Raw genomic sequence first — 24,833 nt, forward strand, 5'->3', positions numbered from 1 at the left:
CCTTCTCACACGCCGTCAGTTGGGTTAGAGCGAGTCAAGCGCTGATTAAGATCTGTCAGCCTACTCTTTCACTTTTAATATCTGTATTTTAGTTAGCGCTATCCTGTTTTGATTTATGTCCTGGGGTTCCCTGTTACAGCCTGATTTGGTTTTGGAAGGCTCGATTTTGACGCTGACACCGCAAATTGTGCAGCAGTACAGCCTGAAAGGTTTGATTCTGGATGTGGATGAGACTCTCGTGCCGTTCAGAATGACGCAAGCTTCGACAGAATTGCTGAGTTGGGTAGAAGATATCCAAGAAGTCACCACGCTTTGGCTGGTAAGCAATAACCTGAGTGAGAGTCGCATTCGTGGCATTGCTCAATCGCTGAAATTGCCCTACCTGTTTGGAGCGGGCAAACCCTCTCGTCGCAAGTTGAGGCAAGCTGTGACCGCGATGGATCTGCCTGTAGAACAGGTGGCAATGGTGGGCGATCGCTTGTTCACCGATGTTCTAGCAGGGAATCGATTTGGGATGTTTACCATTTTGGTAGAACCGATGGTGGACCCTACTCAAGTTGTCCGTCGTCATCCTGTGCGTACGTTTGAAGTTTGGCTTTCGCAAGCGCTCGGTGCTTCTCTAGCGTCGAAACAATAGCTGTCCACAAATCTTTGTAGAGCGTGATAAATCTAATAAATCAAAAATATAAAGAAAATATTATGAGATCCGAGCTCTGCTAAAAAGTTCTGGCATTCTATATAAAGTTCAATTGGGGTCAGCGAAGATAAAGACCCTAATCCATAAATCCCTGTGAATAATTATGTAGAGCGCCAGCCTCATGAATAGAGGACCTGGCGCTTTACACTTTCTCTAGTGATGCCTGCGAAATCCCGTCTGCTTCCATGCCTCAAACCCTAGTTATCAAAATTGGAACTTCGAGCTTGACGAATCCCGATACTGGGTATTTAGCTCTGTCTACGATCGCGGCTTTGGTCGAAACGTTAAGCCAATTACGGCAACTGGGCCACTCCGTGATTTTGGTATCTTCGGGAGCTGTTGGAGTTGGCTGTGCGCGCTTAGGGATGACCGAGAGACCCCGCACGATCGCGCTCAAGCAAGCAGTCGCTGCCGTAGGTCAGGGCCGATTGATGCGGGTTTATGATGACTTTTTCACCTCTCTACAACAGCCTATCGCTCAAGTGCTGCTGACTCGGACTGACTTAGTGCAGCGCAGTCGCTACCTGAATGCTTACGGCACTTTCCAAGAACTGCTGCGGTTGGGCGTGATTCCGATAGTCAACGAAAATGACACCGTCGCCGTGGACGAGTTGAAGTTTGGCGACAATGATACGCTGTCTGCTTTAGTCGCTAGCTTGGTAGAAGCAGATTGGCTGTTTTTGTTAACCGATGTCGATCGCTTGTACTCAGCTGATCCCCGTAGCAATCCAGATGCCCAACCGATTAGTTTGGTGCAATCGATCGAACAACTAGAAGCGCTACAGGTGCAAGTCGGCGATCGCGGCTCTCGTTGGGGAACAGGGGGGATGGTCACCAAGATCACAGCAGCCCGTATTGCCACAGGCGCAGGAGTACGGACGGTGATTACAGAAGGGCGATCGCCCCAGAATCTACTCAAAATTTTGCAGGGAGAACCGATTGGCACCCATTTCGAGCCTCAGCCTCAAGCGGCCAGTGCTCGCAAGCGTTGGATTGCTCACGGTTTATTGCCCGCAGGCAAGCTCTATTTAGACGATGGTGCCGTCAAGGTGATCCGTCAGTCAGGCAAATCTCTACTCGCCGCTGGGATTGTGGAGGTGGAAGGGGAGTTTCAGAGTCAAGACGCGGTGCAGTTGTGCGATCGCAATGGCCGTGAAATCGCTAGAGGGCTTGTCAACTACAACAGCACAGAACTACAACAAATTCGGGGCTGTCGTTCCGAAGCGATTCCTGGCATTTTGGGCTACGATGCACCGGAGACTGTGGTGCATCGAGACAACTTAGTGCTGAGTGGACAACCCAGCGATCGCTCTCCTTCGCTTAGTTCGCTGGTCGAAGAACCGGATATTACCCTTTAGCGAATTAGGTTACCTCTCACCTCTATAAAATGCGACGAAGAAGATGTGACAAAGGGCGAATGGTGATCCGCCCCTCCATAGCCCTGTGCTGAGTGCTGCTGAGTATCAGTTAGAGAACGCTTCGGGTGGGGCAATATCTGGTCCAGCCACAGCCCCAATCTTGCTCGCTTTTAGACCAGGAGTAGTCTTAGGCGTTTGCTGACGAGCGGAAGGCGTCACTGAAGCTTGTTCTGGAAAGACCTGAGTGGTGTCAATAGCCGCTTCTGGGGCATTTTGGTGCGACAGCCAGGTTAAGCCACCCACTGCACCCGCCATGAGGGCTGCATAACCCACATATAAGTGCACTGGACGCAGGCATAATCCGCCGGACTCAGCTTCCGGATGATACCAAGATGGTAAAACTGCCTTGACGGGATCAGGGGCTGGGATTGCAGCTACAAGATTATTGCCATCTAAGCCTAAGGCGTTGCCAATGCGCCGGATGAAGCCCCGGACATAGACATCTTCGGGCAAACGATCAATATCACCTGCTTCGAGGGCTTGAAGTTGATGAATCGGTACCAATGTTAGGTTGTGGAGTTGGTGCAGCGAGAGCGATCGCGCCTGTCGAGCCGTCCGAATATCGTGGCCAACTTGGCGCAGGCTTTCCTCTCTCTCTTGAGCAAACTTCTGCGCTGCCAACTCTGCCTTGGTAAGTTTCTTCGCTGGCTTACCCATCATTCCTAAAAGGATGGGTGGCTCTTCTACGGGAGTCGATTTAATGCTTTCAATTGGGGCTGCTTCTAGAGGAGCGTCCTCTACGACCACAATCGTGTCCTGGTGAGTGGCGTTCTCGTCAGTGGTGGTAGAAGTTGCTAAGGCTTCAAGTTCCATAGGGTTGGCAATAGGGTCAGTAGAGGCAACTGTAGAGGGTAAGTCACTTACTGCGCCTGCGGCTTCATCTGGAATCGCGTCGTCTTGCTTGAGCGAAGCAGAAATGGCTCGATATTGCTTAAAAAATTGCCGGAATGCAAGTCGAATGGCTTCTCTGCTCACTGCTTTGACGAGGGTCTGTGCCCCGCCAGCAGTTTCGCCCAGCATGGTCTGTAGGCCAGCTAACACTCGACGATAGACTTCACTGTGATAGAGTTCGGACTCTATTTGGCTGAGGATGGTTCGCAATTCTTCTTGGGAAATCTCAATTGCGATATTTCCAGTAGCGTCTGAGCAATACACAGGTTTTAGTACCACGATGTCTCGAATCTCCTTGCTTAAGTAGAGATAGGGCTGAACTGACTAAGCGATCAGGATGCAGCAAGGGACTCAGCCCCCGTGTGTTGGTCCTGTTGATTAACTTTTTGCAGAAGATATTTGCAGGGGAACAATCAATCTTGGCAAAAGGTTGATTCAATCAGTCACAGGTGTCAGTGCATCGACCCTCTATCCAATCATTTCTTCGCTCAGCTGGTACTAATTCCGGACAAGCCTTGAGATTATTATCAGTTGTGGATTTAGCTGTGAGATTTAGCTGTGAAGTTTGGCGATCGCGACCTAGCAAAATGCGAGCCCTGAGATCACTAAGACTCAGAACTCGCATTTCTGTATTTATAAACCGCATCCCTAGTTTAGGGAGTGTATGAATGATGACAATCAAAATCTGGCAGATGCGGCGATTTTAATCATAAGTAAAAAATTATGGCTGCTCGGAAAAATGATCAGTTCCTGAGAGCAAACCCTTCTAACGACGGCCTTCTGGTTCATAAGCTCTAGACCAGCAGCGCTCTAGCACTTCAACTTTATGCACATGCCAGAAACGCTGGGGGTTCAAAATTACTTTATGGCTGGAGGAGAAGACGGGCTGATTGAGGAATTGCCAGAAGGGGAAACTCATTTTCATGGGGTTGTGCTCTTGAGGTGTAGGGCGGAGGTAAGGAAGCAGGTGTCAGAAGATACCGACGTTTTATTCTGCCGCGCTGTTTGGTGTTGTTATTAACATGCCAGAAGTCACTACTAAATTTCCTAGTGAGGATTGCGGAATCTTAGAGGCTATTTTTTCAGGCTCCGTATTTTCACGAGGTAAAGAACGCGACAATACTGAAATATCGGTGGTGGGTAATGCTGTTGAACTGCACTAAATGGGCTGTCTGTAGTCATGCTGTGAGAGTTCTATTTCATAAATCGCTCCGAAGGAATCAAAACCAGATCTCTATCTTTAGATTCCGCAATGGTAAGAGCTAATCCGCACTGTTATAGATGAAAAGTCGATGTTTAAATGCATTTAAAAAAGATTTCTTTATGTAGTTGAGGATGTGGCAAGGGGCAGCGATCGCTGTAGCGCCAAAGTAGGGATTTCCTCAAATCCGTTTGGGATGCGTCCGCCCGGATTCTTCCCAGGGTAAACTGGTGAAATTGGCTGGTACTTGGCCGCTTGACGTTTGAAATGGGGCGCTATGGCGACGTTTTTGTTAGAAGTAGGCACGGAGGAGTTGCCTGCAAGTTTTGTGGATTCAGCTTTGGAGCAGTGGCGATCGCGGATTCCTCAAAGCCTGACTGAGCGCCACTTATTAACTAAAGACTTAGCGACTGAAGCGGTTGAGGTCTATGGCACACCCCGGCGCTTAGCTGTGTTGATTAAAGGTTTACCGACTCAACAACCGGACCAAGAAGAAGAAGTAAAAGGCCCTCCGGTTCAGGCAGCTTTTAAGGATGGCAAGCCCACCAAAGCCGCAGAAGGTTTTGCCCAGAAGCAAGGGGTGTCTCTAGAAGCGCTGGAAATCCGGGCGACGGAGAAGGGAGAATTTGTTTTTGTCCAGAAGGTGATTCCAGGACGACCCACGGCTGATCTGCTAACAGAACTAGTGCTGCGCTGGATCAACAGTCTCGAAGGTAAGCGATTTATGCGCTGGGGAGATGGTGACCTAAAGTTTCCCCGCCCGATTCGCTGGCTGGTGACTTTGCTAGATGAAACTGTATTACCTCTCCAAATTGTAAGTGGTTCAGAAGCGGTGACGAGCGATCGCGTTTCGCGTGGTCATCGGGTGTTGCATCCCCAACCTGTAACGATTCAGCAGCCTGGAGATTATTTAGCCACGATGCGGGCTGCTTCGGTGGAGCCTGATCCAGAACAGCGTCGAGCGACAATTCAATCACAGGTGCAAGCAGCAGCCCAAAAGGTTGGCGGTTGGGCCTCAATCTCGCCCAGTCTATTGACAGAAGTGACGAATTTAGTGGAATGGCCTTCCGCTGTGGTCGGGAAGTTTGATGCGGAGTTTTTGGAGCTACCCTCGGAAGTGAGTATCACCGAAATGGAGAGCCATCAGCGCTACTTCCCGGTGTTTCAAAGTGAAGGTTCGTCCAAACTCCTGCCGTATTTCATCACTGCTTCTAATGGTGACCCTGCCAAAGCTGATATTATCGCGGCGGGGAATCAGCGGGTGATTCGGGCGCGGCTCTCTGATGGCAAATTCTTCTTTGATGCCGACCGCGCCAATCCTTTAGAGAGTTATCTGCTACGTCTGGAAACCGTCACTTTTCAAGAAGCGTTGGGTTCAGTCCGGGATAAAGTCACGCGAATTTGTCAGATTGCCGATCGCATTGCCGAGCAGTTGCAGGTGCAGGAAAGCGATCGCAGCCAAATCCAGCGAGCAGCGCTTCTGTGTAAGGCAGATTTGGTAACTCAGATGGTGGGCGAATTCCCGGAACTGCAAGGGGTGATGGGCGAAAAATATGCCCTAGCCAGCGGTGAACCTGAAGCAGTGGCGACGGCGATTGTGGAGCATTACTTACCCAAGGGAGCAGGCGATCGCTTGCCGCAATCTCTGGCGGGTCAAGTGGTGGGTTTGGCCGATCGCTTGGATACGCTGGTAGGCATTTTTAGCTTGGGAATGATGCCCAGTGGTTCCTCTGACCCCTTTGCCCTGCGTCGAGCTGCCAATGCGGTGGTGAACATTACTTGGGCGGCTAGCTTACCTTTGAATTTGCTGCAATTACTAGAGCAAGTTACCACTGATTTTGCCGCCAGTCATACAGCGGTTTTGAAGGTGACAGCACCAGAACTCTTTCAACAGCTCAAGGACTTTTTCTTGCAACGGATTCGGACGCTGCTGCAAGAAGACCGCCACATCGATTACGACTTGGTGAATGCGGTGCTGGGAGAAAATGACCCCGAATATACAGAGCGGGCCTTGAAAGATTTGCTGGATGTCCGCGATCGCGCCCTCTTCTTGCAATCTCTTCGCAACGATGGCACGCTGGCCAAGATTTACGAGACAGTAAATCGGGCTTCGCGTTTGGCAGCTCAGGGAGATCTAGATACGAAGTCGTTAGATCCAGCATCTCTAGTTAATTCTGGTTTGTTCAAGCAACCTTCTGAGCAGGCGTTTTATCAAGCGTTGGTGCAGCTTGTACCGCAAACTCAAACGGCTCAGGTGGAGCGAGATTACCAGAAGTTGGTGGCGGGGTTAAGCCAAATTGCGCCGACGGTTAGCAATTTTTTTGATGGCCCGGAGAGTGTTTTGGTGATGGACCCTGACCCTGAGATTAAGCGGAATCGGCTGAATCTATTGGGTTTGCTGCGGAATCATGCGCGGGTGTTGGCGGATTTTGGGGCGATTGTGAAGGGGTAGGGGGTTCTACTTTGCTGCCAAGAACCGAGCCTTGGGGGCACTCGCCCCCAAACCCCCGCTGAAGGACGGTTGCGTCCTCCAGACCTCCTCCAAAAGGGGATTGAGGGTTGGAGGTGAAGGATAGGGCGAGTTATGGGTAGGTTTATGGGTGGTTCTGAGTTTGAGGGTAGAAGGCGATCGCGGTGGCGGTTGTGGTTGTTAATTGTGGGCAGTGGGGTGCTGGTGCCTGGGGCGATCGCTTTGACGGACTCGAAGTTGGTTTTGTTGGGGGCGCTGATTGGCTTGGGTCTTTATCAAGTGCGTCGCTATCGGGCTGCTTCAATGGCGGGTTTGCCTCAGCGGAAAGCGGAAGATTGAGGGGGATGTTGTAGCTCTCCCTGGGGGTTCCGTTCCGCAGTACCATAAGGGTTGCTCTTTTAGGAATGCTGACCTACTGCCAATATGCCTAACGCTTATGTGATTGGTTTGGGAAAATCGGGGATTGCTTCAGCAAAGCTTTTACAGCGGGAAGGTTGGCAGGTAACGGTAAGCGATCGCGGCAATTCTTCGGATTTACAACAGCAGCGGCAAGCTCTTGTCAGTGAGGGGATTGCGGTTGAGTTAGGGAGCAGTTTTGATCCAGATGCTGTGACTCCTGAGTTGGTGGTGGTCAGCCCTGGAGTTCCTTGGGATGTGCCTGGATTGGTGCGGGCGAGAGCGCTGGGGATTGATACGATTGGTGAAATTGAGTTGGCTTGGCGCTATCTGCCACAGCCTTGGGTCTGTATCACGGGCACCAATGGCAAAACGACAACGACGGCCCTGATTGCAGCGATTTTTCAGGCGGCTGGGTTTAATGCACCTGCGTTTGGCAATATTGGCTATGCAGCCTGTGAGGTGGCGATCGCTGATCCGCAACCTGATTGGGCGATCGCTGAGTTGAGCAGTTACCAAATTGAGTCTTCTCCCGCTGTGGCTCCTCGGATCGGTGTTTGGACGACATTCACCCCTGACCATCTAGCCCGCCATAAGACTCTGGAGAACTACTACAACATCAAGGCTCATCTATTGCGCCAGTCTCAGCATCAAGTGTTTAACGGGGATGATCCTTTTCTGAGGCAGATTGGGCCTAGTCAGTGGCCCAATGCGGGTTGGACAAGTGTGAGCGGGAAGGTTGACTTGATTGGCGATCTAGCTCTAGGTACCTATATTGAGGATGGCTGGGTAATTGCCCAAGGAGAACCGATTCTCCCTGCTCACACTCTACGGATGCCCGGAGCGCATAATCAGCAAAATCTGTTGATGGCGGTAGCGGCGGCTCGGCTAGCAGGCATTGGCAAAGAGGCCATTACTCAGGCGATCGCTAACTTCCCTGGTGTCTCCCACCGCTTAGAACATATTTGTGATTGGCGGGGTATTGAATTTATCAATGACAGTAAAGCCACGAACTATGATGCGGCTGAGGTAGGGCTAGCTTCAGTGGAGAGTCCCGCTATTTTGATCGCAGGTGGCGAAGCTAAAGAAGGTGAGGACAAAGGTTGGTTGCGAGTCATCCAAACGAAGGCGGTGGCTGTGCTGCTAATTGGTACTGCTGCCCCTACGTTTGCTCAGCGCTTGGAGCAAGTGGGTTATACCCAATTTGAAATTGTGGAAACGATGGATCGGGCGGTGGTGCGAGGCGCAGAGCTAGCTCAAAAATATCAAGCCAAAGTCGTATTACTCTCACCTGCCTGTGCCAGTTTTGACCAATACGCTAACTTTGAGCAACGTGGCGACCACTTCCGCCAGCTCTGTGAAACTTTTGTGGCAGAACATCCCGCAGCCTAAGCAGATGGAGCCGCTAACATGCCTTCACTCAGACCCGCATCACAAAGTCTTTGGGCTCCGATGTTACGACTCAGCACCGCCAATCCTGCGAGATGAGCTTGCAATCCGGCGGTACTAGCACAGCAATCGGTAAGGACAATTGGCTCAATGCCGCGATCGAACAAATCCATTGCAATCTTCAGCACGCACATATCGGTGTCGATGCCCACCACATTGATCCGTTGGATCTGGCGCTGCTCCAAGCATTGAATCAGGTTATTGGGCAAGCCACAAAGCCCCGGTTTTGTGTAAACACATTCTGGTTTGGTGTAAGGTTGCAACTCTGGAACCAAGCTGGTTTCGGGTTCGCGATCGCAATTATGCCAGTTTAGTAACTGAGAGTAAGGCCCATCAGCTTGATTCACAAACCGAGTAAACAGGATGGGCGCATAATCTCCTTGCTTAATCAAGCGAGCGACACGCTGCGGAATATGGTGTGTAAATTCGTTGATAAACCCTTGCTGCACATCAACGACAAGTAATGGCACGGACATGGTGAAACCCTGCTGAACTAACTACCAATCAACCTACTGCTGAGGTTGGGGTGATACATCAGTCAGGAGATGAGTTATGGTAGCCAGTCTCTAGAAGTTTTTGATCATCCAAAATAGAAAGCCCCCATTCCGAATTTTTGTTTCAGAAAAGGGGACAGAATTGTTGCCAGATGTAGCTAGTCTTTTACGCCCACTCAAACCATTTCTTTAGGTCATTGCAGTAGTTTTGAGGAAGAATTCCTTCGTGCTGAAGTCGTCCCACCACAATTCCGGGAGTGATTCCAATTTCGCTTGCAAATTTTTGAATAGCTAGCTTGCTGCGCTGACCTAACTCAACAAATCGTTTCAATTCCGCTGGAGGAACTAAAAAATCTGCGGCAAATCGGTTTGCCTCTTCCTCTTTATCTAACTTTCCTGCCTTGTTGTTCAGTTCAAGGAAAATTTCCTTTTTACCATGCAAAAGAATATGACCTGCCTCGTGAAAAAAGGAAAACCACAAGTGGTCATCTGACTTGTAACGTAGGCTGAGCTGAATAAGTGCTTTATCTGGCGTTAGCCATCGAGTTGCTCCACTTGCTCTAGTTTTAGGTAATTGAGGTACGAAAACTAAAGCAACACCAGCCTCTGAACATAGCTGAACCATTATTGGTTGAAAAAGTTCTGGTGGCTCAATAGTTAAATTTCTGATTTGATGTAGAGCTTGCCTGAATTGGTCTGCTTGATAGGAAGCACAGTTGATTTTTTGTGCTTCTAGCTCTCCTTTACGTAACCATGCAGAAAGAGCGCCAGGATCACTTTCAAAGGCAGCAGATTTACGAAACTCAACTGTTCTGGTACTCCAAAATTCCTGCCATTGCTCTGGTGAAGCAACTCCAAAGAAAGTTAGGACAATTTCTAACTGAGCAATATTGTCTTTGTTAGAGTCAATCCAACCCCTCGTAATCATTTCTTGCAATGGGATTTGTCTGAGCCATTCCACTTTACTTTTGAGGCGTTCCTGCTCCTCCTTCTTTGCTAAAGCTTCTCGATACTGCTGTTCACGCTTATTCCAAAATTGAGCTGGTATGCCTAAAACTCGCTCTAATTGAATTGCTGTTTCAGGAGTGAGGGCTGCTTTACCTTTGATAATCTCGTTGATAGTTTTCCTAGGCCGACCTGTTCGTTCTGACAGTTCAGCTTGAGTCATTCCTTGCTCTTCTAAAATCTCTAACAATGTTTCACCCGGAGGGGAAACATAATCTGGTGTGTACCTATTTTGTACTGCTTTACTCATGGGTATCCTCTATGCCCAAAATTGTGACGGCAGTTACCTTCGTCCAATCAAGACCTCCATCTGGCTTAGTTGGAATAGGCTCATCTGCTGGTTCGAAGATCAGCCGATAGGGATGATCTAAATCCAGTGATAATTGCCCTGCACGATCATATTTCAGTTCATGGCAGCGCCCTGGCAGATATCGCATATCCTCAAGCACAGTAGCAGCACGGAGATCATCAAGCCGTCGCCGAATTCGTTTAGCGCGATTTTGACCATGCCGTTTTTCTAGGAGATTCTGATTGTTACACTCCTCCTCAAATTTACTGTCTTTAAATACTATATCCATTTTACCAGGGCGAGCTAGTATTATTAACCCATAAGGTTAACAGATTTTTCGTAGCACAACTAATCTCTGAAGTAAAAAATGTATATTTAGTGTTTTAAGCTAGGAAATTTAGAGTTAAACGCTAGATATGTGAGTTCGTTTCTTCCAAGTTTTGATAGGCTACGGCTAAATTATCTTAAGTTCTTGATGAATCGAAACTTGGGCCTTTGGGAACTCGGATTTCTGCGTAAATTTTGATACAACCTAATAGGGTTTTCGCAAATTGGCAGTAGTGGCGTTACTCCAAACTGGTGTGCTGGAATAGCACCGGCAAATTCTGCGCCCTGATCTAGTGGCGAATGTTATCTGGAGTAATTTGTACAGCGAGGATATCTACTTTCCCGTGGCTACCGTAACGCTTATAGGTTCTCTAGCCCTGGCTGGTTTCGCTGTGGAGCGATCGCGCTAGTTTAACGATTTGGTCGAAGCGAAAATCTGAAACCAACTCAGCTAAAGTACAGCTAAGAGCAGCATGCTCTCCAGGAATTTGCTGAATGAGTTTCAGGACGAGGAGATCGCTTCCTTGCAAAGCCGCAAGATGTAATTGTTCTACCCAATCTGGCGGCATCATTTTGAGGCTATTTAGGCTGAGTTGTCCCGAAGCTAAGTGAATGACAGATCCATCTGCCTGAGTAGTGCGAGGAAAAGCTACTACAGAATGGCTATCCGCAGGGTTCGCGTAGATGTATTGCACGCCTAGATATTGGCTGATTTTGGCTAATAACTCTTCTCGATTGAAAGGTTTGCCCATAAAGTCATCGCATCCAGCCAATAAGATTGACTGACGCTGTTCCTCAAATGCACTGGCAGTCAAGGCAATGATTATCGTTGCTTCTCCTTTCAGCGAAGCCCGGATACATTGAGTGGCTTCATAGCCACTCATCACTGGCATCCGCATATCCATCCAGATCAGATGTGGAGCCCAGCTTTCCCATAGAGCGATCGCTTCTTGGCCGTTAGTCGCTTCCCTGACCTCAAACCCTACAGCACTGAGGAGCCTGCTGAGCAGAAGCCGATTGGTGCGCTGATCCTCAGCAATTAGAATGCGGTAAGTGGGCTGATCGGGTGCAATGCCAATGACTTTATGAGGAGTCCGATGAGAGATAGCTACCTGATCGGCTCGTACTAGATACACAGGCAATGTAAAGCAGAACTGAGAACCCTGAGCGATCGTGCTACTAATGGTAATTTCTCCGCCCATGAGTTGCACAAATTTCTGACTAATAGCCAAGCCTAAACCCGTTCCCTGCTGGGATTTTAGGCCAGTAGTGGTTTGGGCAAAAGCTGTGAACAAATTGTTCAGTTCGCTAGACCCTATCCCAGGGCCTGTATCGATGATTTCAAAAGAGAGCGCTAGGGGTTGCTCGCTGCTAGCATTCCCGCCGCCTGAGTTCATGAGGGACGTGGCTTCAGTGTCTTGACTTCTGCCTTCTAAATCCTGGCTCCTGATTCTAACTTCCTGTCTCCCTGCTCTCTTGACTCGCAAGGTCACACTCCCTTGCTGCGTAAACTTGATGGCATTGCCTAAAAGATTGATCAAGACCTGACGCAGTTTGCTCTCATCAGCTCTGATGTACTGAGGGACTTGAGGATCGCAGTCGTAGATCAGCTTCAAGCTTTTAGCGGTGGCGGCAAGTTGCAACATCTCTTGGAGGTTTTGCAGCAGACGATGGAGATCGAAGTCGTTGTCATTGAGCATCGAGCGTCCTGCTTCAATTTTCGACATCTCTAAAATGTCATTGATCAACCGCAACAGATGTTCGCCACTCCGATTGATGATGCTGAGATGCTCCTGATTTTGAGCTGACAGATCAGTGTCGCCACTCATGAGTTGGGTGAAGCCAAGAATGGCATTGAGGGGCGTGCGTAACTCATGGCTCATGTTGGCCAGAAACTCACTTTTGGCTCGGTTTGCCTGATCTGCTGCTTCTTTGGCCTGTTGTAAAGCTTCCTCGGCCCGCTTGCGCTCAGTGATGTCGTTAACGATGCTGAGGAGACAAGCTTCCTCTCTCACTTCGATCATTTCAAACGAACAGAGTCCTTCCCGGATTTCGCCTGAACTAGTGCGAAAGGGGGCGTCTACCATTTGAGCTGAGCGATCGCGTTGCAGCATTTGAATCACGCGATCGCGGTCTTTGAGATCGGCCCATATCTGTAACTCCCTCGAAGTGCAGCCAATCAAATGTTCGCGCGTGTAACCAAACAACTTGAGAAAACTGCTGTTGGCATCGACAAAGCGGCCTTCGGCGACAGTCGTGATACAACTCGCGACAGGGTTGGAGTGAAAAGCTTTGGCAAATTGGTCTTGGCTTTGCTGAAAGTCTTCTTCCGCTTGCTTTTGTTGAGTAATATCGCTAAACGTACAGACAATTCGTTCTAGAGTTCCATTTTCTGTAAACTGCGGATCGGCATTGACTAGCATCCAAGTGCGCTCGGAATCCTGGGTCTGCTCAATGCCCATCACCACATTCCGGATCGGTTGGCATTGAGCGATCGCCTGCTGTACAGGTAGTTCTGCCGTGGCGAAGCAAGTGCCGTCTTCGCGCAGCCAACGCTGGCTAGTCCCAAATACAGACGGGGAATCATCGCTTTGCTCCAATTGCTCCAAGTGCAGAAGTGCGATCGCGGCTTGATTACTGATGAGAATTTCTGCATCAGCATTCAAGAACAGCACACCCACCTGCATCTCCCGAATTAGAGTTCGAAACCGCTTTTCGCTCTCTAGCAACGCTTGTTGGCGGTTCAGTTGAATTGTAAATTGTTGATCAACCAAAGACGCAATCAAGCTCAAGCTCAGAACAAATAGCGTGCCAATGACAACGGCGATCGCCACCGAGGAAGCGTGAACTGTGGAAGAAGAATTGCCGCTAGCAAATACGGGTTCGGGCACAAAGCATGTCGCGGCCATGCCAGTGTAGTGCATACTGCTAATGCCGATTCCCATGACAAAAGCACTGCCTAACTTCTGCCAGAAGGGTGCTTGGAGGGATTTGTTTTGTAGTCGAAAGGCTAGCCAAAGAGCTGTGAGAGAAGTAAAGATGGCAACTGCTACTGATACACCCACTAAGCCAGAGTGATACTCAATCTTGGCTGGAAGTCGCATTGCGGACATCCCTGTGTAGTGCATCCAAGCGATCGCAGCGCCCATGCAAACACCGCCGCACAGTAGTAACGGTAGCTTTGAATCAGGACGGCTCCAGAGCCACAAAGCAATGCCAGAAGCAATAATGGCATAGAGCAGCGAAACCAAGGTGCTCAGGAGATCGTAGCCAACGACCACAGAGAGGTGAAAAGCTAGAATAGCCACAAAGTGCATCGACCAAATGCCAGTGCCCATTGCCACAGCTCCACCCAACAACCAAATCCAGTGGGTCGGTCTTGCGGTTGGCCGTACTCGTCCAGACAGGTCGAGTGCTGTGTAGGAAGCAAAGACGGCGATCGCGAACGAAAGCGCAACTAGGCTGAAGCTATAGCTGCCAGTCAAGCCATGATTCATGGTGCTTCAAGCAAGTTTCTGTAATGACTTTTTCGTTCTCTTAACTCTAATGAAGAAGCCTGAGAAGCTCGCAGCTTCTTACCTGTCACTTCTTAACTATAAAGTTCCCTTTTGTTAAAGTAGTTACACCCTGAAGCGCCTCTTTAAACTAGCGAAGCGGGCGTCTAGAGGGGGAAAATTGACAAATTTTAATTTTTTTGGATGTTGTAACTGTGATCGTCTGGGAAGCGATACTGGCGATCGCAAGTTGCACTGCCATTGTCAGAAGTCAAGCATGATTAAAAGTCAAGCGGCCTAATTGTTATCTAAATAACAGCTTCAAGGTTCTGATTCAGGAACTGCAAGGATCTAATGTACTTAGCGCATTTCCGGGTGGAGCTTCTTGGCTAACCCTTTTAAGATGTGGACAGGGTGAGTAGTTCGCTGCACGCTCTTTGTCAGTTCTCCAGGCACCGATTTCCATGGAAACCAAAACTAAGAAACCGCAAACTCCTCCCGACGAGGCAGTGGCAGATAGCAATGTAGAAAAGATCGGCTTTGACTCTTGGGCCGCTCAAGTCAGGCAGCAAATGCTAGCTTCATTGCGAAAACGAGGAGTAAACCCAGACGAAATTGAATGAATCTAATTTCGAGTTTCGTAAATGTTGCGATCGCAGCTCATCAAGTCCTTCCGCATATGCTTAAACACGACCTCAAGCATATTTAAAGGGTTAGCCAATCAAATATCTGATTCACCTTCAGCTCCAATCCAATGCCGCTGAGAATTGGTAGCTGGCTTTCTCCTTGCAAGATCTGGACTCTTTGTTGCGGCAAGATAACCAGGATGCTTTCGTCTTCTGGATCAATCAGCCAGCCTAACTCTGTTCCGTGTTGGGAGCAATGTAGCAGTTTGCCTAGCACCTTGGTTTGGCTTTGTTCAGGTGAAAGGATTTCAATAGCCCAGTCGGGATGCAGCTCAAAACGGTTGGCGATGCGCCCAGATGTTGTGCGGGGAATACGCTCCCAACGAAACACAGCAACATCTGGAACGATCGCATCACCACCAAACACACAGCGCAACTCTGGGAAGGCGTAGGCAATTTTCTGTGATTCTGTTACCTGGTTGACCTCTGCGCAGAATTTACTTTGAATTCGGCTATGTTCCCCTTGTGGCATTGGCTTTTGAATCACAGCTCCGTCGATAAACTCTGAGGCGGGTTGGGTTTCTGGTAGTTGCAGAAACGCTTCCAGAGTCATGGGTTGGGCGAGCGTGCTCATGGCATCCCTTCAACAAATTACCTTACGTCGATTTTACCTATGACCAGATGGCAAAGCTATTGTTTTTTACAGCCGGACAGTTAGCGTTGATAGAAGCGGTTTGATCTCTTAGCTCGCGATCGCCCTTAACGCAAGCTCTCAAAGCTAAAAGATCAGGCAGTAAATGCGAGCTTTATGGCCAAATTGCAAAGTTACTCAAGCGGCTTGAGGGTCACAGGATCTTCTCGAAGCGGCTTAACAAAATTGCTGTTGGCACGGACGAAGCAATGGCCCTTGCTAGTGTAGACAGCCATCCAAGGTTTGCCTTGTTGGTCGGTCAACGTGATGTGATTGTCCATATTGCCAGTCACTGCTTGCAAGCGCTGACCTCGCTTAAAGGCAAATACCACAGACCACTGCGAGATATTGTATTTGTTGCGTGTATACAATTCTGGTGGAGCATCGGAGCCATCTACTGAGATGCCTTGAAATTGTCTAGCCATTCGGCAGTTGAGTCCCCTGGGGTCTGAATCGACAACTTGCCAATTGACATGCCTAGCCCCTCGCTGTCTTTGAACCGGGGCTGGGTAGTCTCCTTGTTGGTTAGGTGCAGGTATGGCTAAGGCAAGGTTGGCACCTAAGCCTAATAGAGCGCAGGTTAGGGAGAGCGTAATGGTTGCAAGCTTTTTTTGCATAGTGAGTCCTTGATGGCAATGCTGAAGTGTTTGGTTCAACGACAAGAACATCAGCTCATAGCTCAACCCCACTTCGGGAATTAGCCAGAGCTGTTAGTCGCTGATAAGAACTACACAACTCATTGCCTCATTTCGTACAGCGGTAAAATTTGCGATCGCTCTTCCCACACTCAGCCCTATTTGGCAAAGGGCGATCGCTCAGCAGAGATGGAGTTGAATGCAGGGGACGATCGGGAATTTTAGGTTACAGCAGAGAATGGTAATCGAAGCGTGGGGCCGGAGATGTATCCAGATTGGTCAATGATGATTGATTAGCTCAGAGATCTGCTTTCAGTGCCGTGATGCAATCGTGCAGTCTAGCCAGCTTCGTTTGGACAATATCCCAAATAATCTCATCATCAACCAAAAAATAAGCATGAGCGAGAATATCTCGTAAGCCAGCAATTTTGCGCCATTCTATTTGAGGGTAGCGATCGCGCAGTCCATCTGGAATATTCTTGACCGCTTCGCCAATCATTTGTAGGTTATAGGCCACCGCATCAAAAGTCCGCTCATCGGCAGCAAAGCTTTCTCGTGTGAGGTTATCGGTGTAACGTTCAATCTTGCTGATGCTGTTGAGGATGTCATCCAAGTAAAGGGCAATATTACGTGACATCAATCGCTTCTTCTAAGACAGTCTGGCTAATTTGTGGTTTGAGCGATCGCTTAGTAACGAGATCGACAGGTTTGCCAAATAGATCTTCTAGAAAAAACTTCAGATCCATGTAGCGATCGAACGTAGCAGCGCCTTCAAATTCCACCAGAAAGTCGAGATCGCTGATTTCGCTAGCTTCATCACGAGCAACCGAACCAAAGAGAGCAAGAGACTGCACACCAAACCCACGAATGGTATCTAGGCGATCGCGTAGTTGCTTAAGTACCACTTGACGGTAAGAAGGTTGAGCCATCATGGTTTTTGCTCTAGCTCTCTTAAAAGCGGGTGATGGGACTCGAACCCACGACATTCAGCTTGGGAAGCTGACGTTCTACCACTGAACTACACCCGCAACAGGCTCAGCTAATTAATTGCTGAACGCTTATTATAGACCGATCGCGCGAGAGGATGCTAGAGGTGGGAGGAATCTGAGGTGGTGGCTAGGAGGTCGTGAGTTGCTGCAACATCTGCTCAATTTGTTGAACTGCTTCTAGATTGCCTTCGGTTTGGTAGAGGGTTTTGGCTTTTTGCAAGGCTGCGATCGCCGCTTTAGTTTGCTTTTGCCGAGCGTAGGCAATGCCCATATTCAGATAAGCACTGGCATTGTTGGGTTCTAGTTCAATCGCTTTTTGATACGCTGCAATCGCGGGTGGAAATTTTCCGAGATCGTCTAAAGCGTTGCCCAGACTGATGAAACCTGAGACAAACTGTGGAGCAAGTTGGGTGGTTTTTTCAAAAGCGGTTACGGCTTCAGCATAATTGTTGAGACGGTAGTGAGTGACACCCAAGTTGTAATGGGCGATCGCATCTTTAGGGCGTAGGCGTAGGGCTTGTTGATAAGCAGCGATCGCTTGTTCTGTATCTCCGTTGTCATCCAAGGCATTGCCTAAACCGACATAAGCTTCCACATACTTCGCATTTAGTTTGATTGCTTGGCGATAAGCGGCGATCGCTTCAGCTAGCTTTCCTTGGTGATAAAGTTCGTTTCCTTGCTGATAGTAAGAAGCAGCATTGTTAGAATCCAATGGGACGCTTTGGTTTTGATTGGGTTTAGAACTGTCTTGTGCAGCGAAAGTTGGTTCTATCGCGGTGGCCCAAACCAAGCTTGCTATCCCCACAGTAAGCAGTTGCCTAGCGTAACGAACTGGGGCGTGCCTCATGGGGATTACCTACTCTTGAGTGGAAATAAATAGAAAAAGTCTGTACTAAGACTCGTATGCCACCACCATAACCGGGAAAGCTAGAGGTGATGTCCAGCGGATTATAGATATTTATGAATCGAGCAGCTGGCTCAAGATTTTGTAATCTTCACTCATGCCCAGCTTGGGATTGGTCTATTTAATTAATCTATCTATAGCAATCCTTTTTGATTCTTGAATGGGGTGCAGGGGTAAAACCCTTGCGTAGGGGCTTCGCCCCACCCCCTGTTTCCAATCCATTTAGGATTGCTATAGGTGACAATTTCATCAAAAATCGGCACAGTTACATTACTGGTTTAAGTGTATTGCTCTAGAAAAAATAAGCATTCGTGATGTCCTGACCACCCCACTTCACCCCTCTTACCCTGCAAGGCAGTAAAAGCGAGTATCTAGCATGTTTAATGCCACTGAAATCCTGATCGATAATTTTGTTCAAAGACTTAAAGAAGGCTATCGACGGACCTATGGCGGGTGGAAGCCAGACTACGAAGACATTATTGGTTGGGCAGGCAGCATGGCCTTGGAGAATATTGCCAACAGTGATGCCCTCTATCACAACGTCGAGCACACCATCCTCGTGACTTTAGTGGGTCAGGAAATCTTGCGAGGTAGGCATATTCGGGAGGGAGGTGTTTCTTGTGAAGATTGGCTGCACTTCATTATCTCGCTGGTCTGCCACGACATTGGTTACGTTAAAGGAGTCTGTCGCCAAGATAAAGACGGCTATTATGCCACGGGTAAAGATGGAGCAATGGTGCCCTTAGCACCTGGATCTTCGGATGCGGGTCTGACCCCCTATCATGTCGATCGCGCCAAACTATTCATAGATGAGCGCTTTGGTGGGCATAAGCTGATCGATGCCGATGTGATCAAGTACAACATTGAGCTGACTCGTTTCCCGGTGCCTTCGGTGGAAGATCATCAAGATACAGTCAACTACCCAGGCTTAATCCGAGCCTCTGACTTGATTGGGCAACTCAGCGACCCCCGTTATTTGAAGAAAATTTGTGCGCTCTACTACGAGTTTGAAGAGACAGGGGTTAACAAAGCCTTGGGCTATCGCAATCCTGCTGACCTACGCAAAAACTATCCCAAATTCTATTGGCATGGAGTCCATCCTTATGTCAAAGATGCCTTGCACTATTTGTCATTAACTCAGCAAGGTAAGCAGATTATTGCCAACCTGTACTCTAATGTCTTTGTGGTAGAACACGAAGACCCGGTTCCGGTCGGCTAGTAGAAACGAGATAGCTCTAACACCCATGAATCGAGTTTTTTCTCCTGTGCAACAACTCCTAATCACCTGGTTACTGGTACTAGCTGCGGGTTGGGTTACACTCAACGCTCTTAATTATTTTGGCGATCTAATTAGTATTTTGGTGACAGCAGGTTTAATTGCCTTTTTGCTGAATTACGCGGTGGCTAAGCTGCAAGCTTTCTTACCACGAGGTTTAGCCGCAGCATTGGTCTACTTGGCGGCAGGGGTTGGGGTTACGTTGATTGGCCTGACGATCGCGCCCCCTGTCTCTGAGCAAGCGCGGCAACTGGCAACTAATTTTCCTAGCTTGCTGGAATCGGGACGCAATCAGTTAGATCAGTTCCAGTTTTGGAGTGAGGCTCACAATCTACCCTTTGACGTCCAGATTTTAGAGCAGCAGTTGTCGGCAGAAGTGAGAGAGCGGGCGCAGGCGATCGCAGCTCAAGGGTTTGGCTTAGTCCTAGGAACAGTCAACTGGACGCTGGATCTAGTTTTGATCTTGGTGATTTCGTTTTATATGCTCTTGGATGGAGAGCGGGTGTGGCGAGGACTGGTCAGCCTGTTTTCGCCTCAGATCCGAACTTGCTTAACCGATTCGTTACGACGAAATCTGCGGCAATTTTTTGCGGGGCAACTCCTGCTAGGGTTGTTTATGGCTGTGGTGCTGTCCCTGGCCTTTTTGTGGCTGCGAGTGCCATTTTTCTTGTTGTTTGCCGTGTTTATTGGGGTGATGGAAGTGATCCCGTTTATCGGGGCGACCTTGGGCATTGCCACGGTGAGTGTAGTAGTGGCATTTATTGATTGGTGGCTGGCGCTGCAAGTCTTGGGGGTGGCGATCGCGACGCAACAGATAAAAGACAACTTGCTAGCTCCCCGATTGATGGGCAATTTAACGGGTTTAAGCCCAGTGATTATCTTTACGTCGTTGCTACTTGGTGCGAAGGTGGCGGGCCTATTGGGGGTGATTTTGGCGATTCCCTTGACGGGAGTTGTGAAAAGTATTGCTGAGGTGGTTCTAGACCCAACCCTGCCGCCGCAAACGGGTTCATTTTTCTACAATCCTCTCAACCCTGATCCGCTTGTTGCTCCAACGCTAGAATTGGCTAACTCAGACTCTGTGGTAGATGTGGCTGGAGTTGGTGATGGGGAAGCGGCTCCTGTTATGGTGAGTTCCGTAGGAACCCAGCGCGATCGCTAAGTTCTATCGCTCAATACTGGAGTTTTCGTCAGTTCGCATTAGGTAGCAGTGTTATGGATTGGTGGCAGAAACTTAAAAAGAATCCTTTGGCTCGATTTGGGGCTTTAGTGCTGTTGGTTTTCTATCTCGCGGTGCTCGCTGCTGATTTTGTTGCCCCCTATGACCCCTATGCTTCACAACCGGATGGAGCGTTGCTACCCCCGACTCAAATTTACTGGCGCAATCAGACAGGTCAATTTATTGGGCCTCACGTTTATCCCACGGTTCAGGGTCCGGTGGATTTGAATACGGGCGATCGCCAGCTAGTGATTGACCGTAGCCAGCCATCACCGTTGCGCCCCTTCGTCGCAGGTCATCCTTACAAGATCTTGGGGCTGGAGTTGAGGCGGCATCTCTTCGGCGCAGTCGGGCCAGCCAAATTCAATCTACTCGGCACTGATGAGCAAGCGCGCGATCAGTTTAGTCGGTTGCTATATGGCGGACGTATTAGCCTCAGCATTGGTCTGGTGGGAGTCGCAATTTCTTTTCCCCTGGGCATGTTAGTCGGCGGCATTTCTGGGTTCTTTGGGGGCTTGGCTGACAGCTTCTTGATGCGTCTTGTAGAAGTGTTGATGACGATTCCCAGCATTTATTTGTTGGTGGCACTCGCGGCAGTGTTACCGCCTGGACTGACTAGTGCTCAACGATTTCTCTTGATTGTGTTGATTACGTCGTTCATTAGCTGGGCAGGTTTAGCGCGGGTGATTCGAGGGCAAGTGCTCTCTATCAAACAACGGGAATTTGTCCAAGCTGCTACAGCAATGGGCGGTCAACCTTTCTACATTATTGTGCGTCACATTTTGCCGCAAACCGCGACCTACGTAATCATTTCAGCCACGCTCGCCATTCCTAGCTTTATTGTGGCGGAGTCGGTGCTGAGCTTGATTGGCTTAGGAATTCAGCAGCCTGACCCCTCTTGGGGCAACATGCTCTCTGCTGCGACTAATGCTTCTATCTTGGTGCTGCAACCTTGGTTGGTCTGGCCTCCAGCGCTGCTGATTATTCTGACGGTGCTGTCGTTTAACGTCCTGGGCGACGGTTTACGGGATGCCCTCGATCCTCGGAGTTTACAGCGATAGTCAGGGGGTAGGGGCAGTAATTTTCCTGAGCTGAATTCAGAAGATCCACTTGACGCACTCCCACGGCTAAAGCACGTGGGATTCAGCGATACTAGCGAACAATGCGAGGCGAACCCCGTCTGACTTGCTCTCTCGCTCTAGACAACGCCCTGCCTAGTTGGATTGCTCCAAACAACCAGAATTGGTTTTCTCTCTTTAGGACTGACAGACAATGCGTAGCGAAGCGTGCCGAAGGCTTATCCTGGATTTTACCCCTAGCGATTCGAGTTTTCCAATTAAACTGCCAAGTCTACATTCCTGCGGTACGTTTGAGTCTTTACCCGAACAACTTCTGTTCAGAACCCGCCGAAACCCAAGTATGTTGAAGAACTTGCTTGAATTCTATCAGAACACATGGTTCATTTGTTCGCCTCCGGCTCACCGCCTTATATCCCACGGCTAAAGCATGTGGGCTTTACGGCGATCTCTGTAAAGATCTGCCTTATCTTGATTTTTGTCACATTTTTGACTTTTATTTTCCCGGCTCTTCTAGAATTAGCTCAGTATATTCTCTATGTGACTGTATCGGTCATGCAAAGCGTCCCAGAAATACTACTGGGTTGCAATTCGTGAGCTGACTGATAGGGCAAATACTGGGTGAACAACAAAGGCAGGAAGCAGGCACTTCCTGTCTTTTTTATGGGTTAGTGACTGGGTGTTGACCATAAAAAGGCAGTGCTGCTGACCAGTGCGATCGCACCCCTTGATTCCAATCCTGTTCAGCCAGTGCTAAAACTCCTAAAACCGATTCACCAAGCCCCCCCTCTGCTTTGACTAACTCATAGGTCGTGGGCCAGCTAGCTAAAGTTGCTTCCCAATCGGCTAGGGACTGGATGTCATCTGCCAAGAGAGTCGTTAAACCAGTCTCTGGGTCTACTTGATAGATAGCCCCGTACACTTCCCCCCGCTGGGCTGGCATTTGCACAGCAATCACCTGTGGCTCAAGGGCAAGTTGAGGGTGCTGGTAGGCAGAAACCCAAGCGGAGGCAGCAAGTGACGAAACTGCAAATAGGGGAAGGTCGAGCTGCTGTGCCAAGGTACGAGCCGTGACCATGCCGATGCGGGTACCTGTAAAGCCACCGGGTCCCCGTGCTACTGCAATAAAAGCTAAATCTGACCAAGTTTGTGGTGGCATGAACTCACCGAGATAGTGATGTAGGTGAGTAGATAGCCCACGGTCTAAACTCCAAACTTGATGGCGGCGATCGCCTGTGAAGTTGCCTAAAGCTAGACCCAATTCTGGGGTGCTGGTATGTAGTGCTAAGCCGTATGGGGCGGTAGAAGCGGAGGAAAGCTTAGGAGTCAAAGTTAGTTCAGGAATCACAAGTGCCAATAGTCATTTAATCACGCCGCCAAATCTTGATGCTGCCATCATCACAAGCACTGGCAATAGCTTGGCCATCGGCGCTGATCGTGACTGACCAAATCCAAGCCACATGCCCCACCAATGTTTCCAGTAGGCTTCCGGTTTCAAGTTGCCAAATTTTGAGGGTTTTGTCTTGGCTGCCACTCACTAGTAGCTGTCCATCAGGGCTGATAGCGACAGCATTAACGGCGTCTGCATGACCAGTTAGGGTATGCAGTACATCTCCGGTTTTGAGTTGCCAAATCTTGAGGGTCTTGTCTTGGCTACCGCTCACCAGCAGTTTTCCGTCAGAGCTAAGCGCCAGAGAGTTGATCGCCGCAGCATGCCCTGTCAGAGTGTGGAGCACTGTTCCTGTTTCGAGCCGCCAAATCTTGATCGTGGTGTCGCGGCTACCACTGATCAGTAAAGGTGGTTTGGTAGTGGGTGAATTCTCTGTTCCTGTTGCTAGGGCGATCGCTAGTACCCAGTGCTCATGTCCCACCAACGTCTGGAGCAGTTGACCTGTTGTAATCTGCCACAGCTTGACGCTTTTATCTTGACTACCACTGGCTAGATACTGGCTGTCGAGGCTAAAGGTTACGGCTCGAACCCAGTCGGTGTGGCCGCTCAGTGTTTTTAATAAGGTTCCAGTGCTGAGTTGCCAAATTTTTACTGTTTTGTCATTGCTGCCACTGGCGACTAATTGACCATCCGGACTAATCGCCACCGATCGCACCCAGTGCTCATGACCCAATAAAGTGTGCAGCAACTGTCCAGTGGTTAAGTCCCAAATCTTGACGGTACGGTCTCCGCTGCCACTCACCATTACTCGGCTATCGGGACTAATGGCTAGCGATCGCACCCAGCGAGAATGTCCAGTCAGAGTTTGCACACAACGCCAGCCAGGGGATGTTGGAGCGCTAGGTATGGTTTGGGCTGGAATTTTAGGTGGTATTGAGTCTGTCTGTTGGGTTACGATCGCTACGATCGGAGCTGGTGTTAGTGATAATGCTGGAGCCTGTAAGTCCTGCAAGGCGGCAATCGCAGATTGATAGCGTTTCTTGGTCGCACTCTGAAGCAAGCGATCGAGAATTTGGCCCAAATTACCACTAATGGGGTGTTTGAGGTGGGGTTGCCACAGCCAGATGCCTTCTTCGGTGTCAAATAAATCTGACGGATGGGTATGAGTCAACAAATAAATACAAGTGACCCCCAGACTGTAGAGATCGCTAGCAAAGATAGCTTTACCCATTGCTTGCTCTGGAGCCACAAACGCAGGGCTACCAATGCTTGTACCCGTGCGAGAGAGATCAGCGCTGCTAGCTGACTTTGCCGCCCCAAAATCTACCAACACTAATTGCTGGTCAAGGCGACGACGAATAATATTGGTGGGTTTGATGTCGCGGTGGATGACATGGTGTTCGTGGACAAATTGCAGCACTGGTAACAAATCACTCAGCAACTGGCGAATTTGCATTTCACTAAACACACCGTTTTGAGCCAGTTCTTGCTCCAGAGTGGCTCCATCAATCAACTCTTGAATCAAATACTGAAACTGGTCTTGCTGAAAGTACGCCAGCAACTCTGGAATTTGCGGATGGTGGCCTAATTCTTCTAGCCGAACTGCTTCTAAGCGAAATAGCTGGGCGGCTTTAATGGGGTTGCGAATGCTTTGGGGCAGAGGAAAGCACTGCTTGATTACACAGCGCGGCTTGGAAGGCTTGTAGTCGTCTAAAGCCAGAAAAGTTCTGCCAAAACCTCCCTGCCCAATGGGTTCGATGGCGCAGTAGCGATCGCCCAGCACCAACTTAAAGCCGCAAGCTTCGCAGAACTTAGCGGATTCTGCATTTTGCGGGTTTCGACAAACCGGATTGAGGCAGTAGCGCATACCCATAGGAACCCAAGTCCATTGAGTTT

The 24,833-nt window shown here is 49.2% G+C and carries 22 protein-coding genes and 1 tRNA gene; 9 read left to right on the forward strand and 14 right to left on the reverse strand.

Translation table 11 applies throughout. From position 1 onward, the window contains the following. Positions 1 to 115 precede the first annotated feature (115 nt). Positions 116 to 637 carry a YqeG family HAD IIIA-type phosphatase gene (locus KME12_01770; protein MBW4486496.1) on the forward strand — a complete coding sequence of 174 codons (522 nt, stop codon included), beginning with the start codon at positions 116 to 118 and terminating at the stop codon, positions 635 to 637. A gap of 245 nt (positions 638 to 882) precedes the next feature. Beyond that, positions 883 to 2,055, forward strand: a complete 1,173-nt coding sequence (gene proB, locus KME12_01775; protein MBW4486497.1) for a glutamate 5-kinase — start codon at positions 883 to 885, stop codon at positions 2,053 to 2,055. Between the two features lie 105 nt (positions 2,056 to 2,160). Here the strand turns inward: proB and KME12_01780 are convergent, their stop codons facing one another. Both KME12_01780 and KME12_01785 read right to left on the reverse strand, forming a co-directional pair. Then, positions 2,161 to 3,285, reverse strand: a complete 1,125-nt coding sequence (locus KME12_01780; protein ID MBW4486498.1) for a helix-turn-helix domain-containing protein — start codon at positions 3,283 to 3,285, stop codon at positions 2,161 to 2,163. Between the two features lie 487 nt (positions 3,286 to 3,772). Then, positions 3,773 to 3,931, reverse strand: a complete 159-nt coding sequence (locus KME12_01785) for a hypothetical protein (GenBank protein MBW4486499.1) — start codon at positions 3,929 to 3,931, stop codon at positions 3,773 to 3,775. Between the two features lie 553 nt (positions 3,932 to 4,484). Here KME12_01785 and glyS point away from each other — a divergent pair. From glyS to KME12_01800, 3 genes are all read left to right on the forward strand, one after another. Beyond that, entirely contained in the window at positions 4,485 to 6,659 is a 2,175-nt protein-coding gene (glyS, locus tag KME12_01790) for a glycine--tRNA ligase subunit beta (protein MBW4486500.1), read from the forward strand. 132 nt (positions 6,660 to 6,791) lie between these two features. Continuing rightward, a complete protein-coding gene (locus tag KME12_01795; GenBank protein MBW4486501.1) occupies positions 6,792 to 7,016 on the forward strand; it encodes a hypothetical protein in 225 nt (74 codons plus the stop codon). Between the two features lie 84 nt (positions 7,017 to 7,100). Further along, positions 7,101 to 8,465: a UDP-N-acetylmuramoyl-L-alanine--D-glutamate ligase gene (locus tag KME12_01800; GenBank protein ID MBW4486502.1), complete on the forward strand. Its 1,365-nt coding sequence runs from the start codon at positions 7,101 to 7,103 to the stop codon at positions 8,463 to 8,465. Here the strand turns inward: KME12_01800 and KME12_01805 are convergent. The 4 genes from KME12_01805 to KME12_01820 form a co-directional block, all read right to left on the reverse strand. Continuing rightward, the gene (locus KME12_01805) at positions 8,462 to 8,998 is read right to left on the reverse strand and encodes a cysteine hydrolase (protein MBW4486503.1); all 537 of its coding nucleotides are present in this window, start codon (positions 8,996 to 8,998) and stop codon (positions 8,462 to 8,464) included. The genes KME12_01800 and KME12_01805 overlap by 4 nt on opposite strands. 184 nt (positions 8,999 to 9,182) lie before the next feature. Then, on the reverse strand, positions 9,183 to 10,271 hold the full coding sequence (locus KME12_01810) for a helix-turn-helix domain-containing protein (GenBank protein ID MBW4486504.1): 1,089 nt from the start codon (positions 10,269 to 10,271) through the stop codon (positions 9,183 to 9,185). Next, on the reverse strand, positions 10,264 to 10,599 hold the full coding sequence (locus tag KME12_01815; protein ID MBW4486505.1) for a hypothetical protein: 336 nt from the start codon (positions 10,597 to 10,599) through the stop codon (positions 10,264 to 10,266). The genes KME12_01810 and KME12_01815 overlap by 8 nt, the downstream gene beginning before the upstream one ends. A 409-nt stretch (positions 10,600 to 11,008) precedes the next feature. After that, positions 11,009 to 14,134, reverse strand: coding sequence for a PAS domain S-box protein (locus tag KME12_01820; protein MBW4486506.1), 3,126 nt, complete (start codon positions 14,132 to 14,134; stop codon positions 11,009 to 11,011). Between the two features lie 461 nt (positions 14,135 to 14,595). Here KME12_01820 and KME12_01825 point away from each other — a divergent pair, with 461 nt between their 5' ends. Beyond that, on the forward strand, positions 14,596 to 14,754 hold the full coding sequence (locus KME12_01825; protein ID MBW4486507.1) for a hypothetical protein: 159 nt from the start codon (positions 14,596 to 14,598) through the stop codon (positions 14,752 to 14,754). 82 nt (positions 14,755 to 14,836) lie between these two features. Here the strand turns inward: KME12_01825 and KME12_01830 are convergent, their stop codons facing one another. From KME12_01830 to KME12_01855, 6 genes are all read right to left on the reverse strand, one after another. Further along, positions 14,837 to 15,391, reverse strand: a complete 555-nt coding sequence (locus KME12_01830) for a Uma2 family endonuclease (protein ID MBW4486508.1) — start codon at positions 15,389 to 15,391, stop codon at positions 14,837 to 14,839. A 191-nt stretch (positions 15,392 to 15,582) separates the two neighbouring features. Beyond that, positions 15,583 to 16,065 (reverse strand): hypothetical protein, encoded by a 483-nt coding sequence (locus KME12_01835; GenBank protein ID MBW4486509.1) that lies wholly within the window; start codon positions 16,063 to 16,065, stop codon positions 15,583 to 15,585. Between the two features lie 316 nt (positions 16,066 to 16,381). Continuing rightward, positions 16,382 to 16,720: a DUF86 domain-containing protein gene (locus KME12_01840; GenBank protein ID MBW4486510.1), complete on the reverse strand. Its 339-nt coding sequence runs from the start codon at positions 16,718 to 16,720 to the stop codon at positions 16,382 to 16,384. Next, positions 16,710 to 17,015 carry a nucleotidyltransferase family protein gene (locus KME12_01845; GenBank protein MBW4486511.1) on the reverse strand — a complete coding sequence of 102 codons (306 nt, stop codon included), beginning with the start codon at positions 17,013 to 17,015 and terminating at the stop codon, positions 16,710 to 16,712. The genes KME12_01840 and KME12_01845 overlap by 11 nt, the downstream gene beginning before the upstream one ends. 24 nt (positions 17,016 to 17,039) lie before the next feature. Continuing rightward, positions 17,040 to 17,111, reverse strand: a tRNA-Gly gene (locus KME12_01850). Positions 17,112 to 17,199: 88 nt separating this feature from the next. Further along, the gene (locus KME12_01855) at positions 17,200 to 17,919 is read right to left on the reverse strand and encodes a tetratricopeptide repeat protein (GenBank protein MBW4486512.1); all 720 of its coding nucleotides are present in this window, start codon (positions 17,917 to 17,919) and stop codon (positions 17,200 to 17,202) included. A 433-nt stretch (positions 17,920 to 18,352) separates the two neighbouring features. Here KME12_01855 and KME12_01860 point away from each other — a divergent pair, with 433 nt between their 5' ends. From KME12_01860 to KME12_01870, 3 genes are read left to right on the forward strand one after another with little or no spacing between them, the layout of a single operon-like run. Further along, positions 18,353 to 19,195, forward strand: a complete 843-nt coding sequence (locus KME12_01860) for a metal-dependent phosphohydrolase (GenBank protein ID MBW4486513.1) — start codon at positions 18,353 to 18,355, stop codon at positions 19,193 to 19,195. 25 nt (positions 19,196 to 19,220) lie between these two features. Beyond that, positions 19,221 to 20,414: an AI-2E family transporter gene (locus KME12_01865; GenBank protein ID MBW4486514.1), complete on the forward strand. Its 1,194-nt coding sequence runs from the start codon at positions 19,221 to 19,223 to the stop codon at positions 20,412 to 20,414. Positions 20,415 to 20,467: 53 nt separating this feature from the next. Beyond that, the gene (locus KME12_01870; GenBank protein ID MBW4486515.1) at positions 20,468 to 21,532 is read left to right on the forward strand and encodes an ABC transporter permease; all 1,065 of its coding nucleotides are present in this window, start codon (positions 20,468 to 20,470) and stop codon (positions 21,530 to 21,532) included. 676 nt (positions 21,533 to 22,208) lie between these two features. Here the strand turns inward: KME12_01870 and tsaB are convergent. Continuing rightward, positions 22,209 to 22,877 carry a tRNA (adenosine(37)-N6)-threonylcarbamoyltransferase complex dimerization subunit type 1 TsaB gene (gene tsaB, locus KME12_01875; GenBank protein ID MBW4486516.1) on the reverse strand — a complete coding sequence of 223 codons (669 nt, stop codon included), beginning with the start codon at positions 22,875 to 22,877 and terminating at the stop codon, positions 22,209 to 22,211. A 34-nt stretch (positions 22,878 to 22,911) separates the two neighbouring features. Further along, positions 22,912 to 24,810 carry a serine/threonine protein kinase gene (locus KME12_01880; GenBank protein ID MBW4486517.1) on the reverse strand — a complete coding sequence of 633 codons (1,899 nt, stop codon included), beginning with the start codon at positions 24,808 to 24,810 and terminating at the stop codon, positions 22,912 to 22,914. Positions 24,811 to 24,833: the final 23 nt, after the last annotated feature.

It is taken from the genome of Trichocoleus desertorum ATA4-8-CV12, assembly GCA_019358975.1.
In the GTDB taxonomy this organism is placed as follows: domain Bacteria; phylum Cyanobacteriota; class Cyanobacteriia; order FACHB-46; family FACHB-46; genus Trichocoleus; species Trichocoleus desertorum_A.

Bases quoted from the DNA above. Each gene is read 5' to 3' on its own strand.
- KME12_01855 (MBW4486512.1), bottom strand. From the start codon at position 17,919: ATGAGGCACGCCCCAGTTCGTTACGCTAGGCAACTGCTTACTGTGGGG.
- KME12_01845 (MBW4486511.1), bottom strand. From the start codon at position 17,015: ATGATGGCTCAACCTTCTTACCGTCAAGTGGTACTTAAGCAACTACGC.
- KME12_01840 (MBW4486510.1), bottom strand. From the start codon at position 16,720: ATGTCACGTAATATTGCCCTTTACTTGGATGACATCCTCAACAGCATC.
- KME12_01830 (MBW4486508.1), bottom strand. From the start codon at position 15,391: ATGAGCACGCTCGCCCAACCCATGACTCTGGAAGCGTTTCTGCAACTA.
- KME12_01825 (MBW4486507.1), top strand. From the start codon at position 14,596: ATGGAAACCAAAACTAAGAAACCGCAAACTCCTCCCGACGAGGCAGTG.
- KME12_01820 (MBW4486506.1), bottom strand. From the start codon at position 14,134: ATGAATCATGGCTTGACTGGCAGCTATAGCTTCAGCCTAGTTGCGCTT.
- KME12_01815 (MBW4486505.1), bottom strand. From the start codon at position 10,599: ATGGATATAGTATTTAAAGACAGTAAATTTGAGGAGGAGTGTAACAAT.
- KME12_01810 (MBW4486504.1), bottom strand. From the start codon at position 10,271: ATGAGTAAAGCAGTACAAAATAGGTACACACCAGATTATGTTTCCCCT.
- glyS (MBW4486500.1), top strand. From the start codon at position 4,485: ATGGCGACGTTTTTGTTAGAAGTAGGCACGGAGGAGTTGCCTGCAAGT.
- KME12_01800 (MBW4486502.1), top strand. From the start codon at position 7,101: ATGCCTAACGCTTATGTGATTGGTTTGGGAAAATCGGGGATTGCTTCA.
- KME12_01785 (MBW4486499.1), bottom strand. From the start codon at position 3,931: ATGAAAATGAGTTTCCCCTTCTGGCAATTCCTCAATCAGCCCGTCTTC.
- KME12_01835 (MBW4486509.1), bottom strand. From the start codon at position 16,065: ATGCAAAAAAAGCTTGCAACCATTACGCTCTCCCTAACCTGCGCTCTA.
- KME12_01770 (MBW4486496.1), top strand. From the start codon at position 116: ATGTCCTGGGGTTCCCTGTTACAGCCTGATTTGGTTTTGGAAGGCTCG.
- KME12_01880 (MBW4486517.1), bottom strand. From the start codon at position 24,810: ATGGGTATGCGCTACTGCCTCAATCCGGTTTGTCGAAACCCGCAAAAT.
- proB (MBW4486497.1), top strand. From the start codon at position 883: ATGCCTCAAACCCTAGTTATCAAAATTGGAACTTCGAGCTTGACGAAT.
- KME12_01870 (MBW4486515.1), top strand. From the start codon at position 20,468: ATGGATTGGTGGCAGAAACTTAAAAAGAATCCTTTGGCTCGATTTGGG.
- KME12_01865 (MBW4486514.1), top strand. From the start codon at position 19,221: ATGAATCGAGTTTTTTCTCCTGTGCAACAACTCCTAATCACCTGGTTA.
- KME12_01860 (MBW4486513.1), top strand. From the start codon at position 18,353: ATGTTTAATGCCACTGAAATCCTGATCGATAATTTTGTTCAAAGACTT.
- KME12_01795 (MBW4486501.1), top strand. From the start codon at position 6,792: ATGGGTAGGTTTATGGGTGGTTCTGAGTTTGAGGGTAGAAGGCGATCG.
- KME12_01805 (MBW4486503.1), bottom strand. From the start codon at position 8,998: ATGTCCGTGCCATTACTTGTCGTTGATGTGCAGCAAGGGTTTATCAAC.